The sequence below is a fragment of the Idiomarina sp. Sol25 genome (assembly GCF_033052775.1).
In the GTDB taxonomy this organism is placed as follows: Bacteria; Pseudomonadota; Gammaproteobacteria; order Enterobacterales; family Alteromonadaceae; genus Idiomarina.
On sequence record NZ_JAUPEW010000049.1, the window covers coordinates 1 to 401 of the forward strand.

Genomic DNA, 401 nt, shown 5'->3' on the forward strand with positions numbered 1-401 from the left:
CGGTCTTGGTACGTGTTTTGTTTTGGGACACACCCGGGTTGTAGGTAAGATCCCCCTGATGCTCGATGACCAGGGCCACCGGGGTGGCGTCTGCACTCATTACGGAAACCAGGACGTCCTCGCCCTGAACCCCAACTGCTGATGTCGGCATGTCTTAATCTCCAGTGATGTGAACTAGAAACCGGCAGACATAGGAGCACGTCTCCGGCGTTTCTTCTTCGGCAGGAAACCCGCCGAGGAATTGGATTTTGGTGGCGGACGGAAGTGGGGCCCAACCCTTGAGAGCCCCACTCACTAATCCGGCAACGCGGGTCACTTCATGCTCAGGCCGGGCGATCACATCGCTATTCGTATCGGCGACGTGCACAACGCGAACCGTGAAACTGTGCCTGTCCGATGTG

1 protein-coding gene is annotated in these 401 nt (G+C 57.6%); it reads right to left on the reverse strand.

Annotated features, from left to right (window positions below; all coding sequences use genetic code 11):
* Positions 1 to 154: 154 nt before the first annotated feature.
* Positions 155 to 401: hypothetical protein (locus Q5L94_RS13405; protein WP_317498863.1), on the reverse strand; the 247-nt coding region annotated here is incomplete at its 5' end.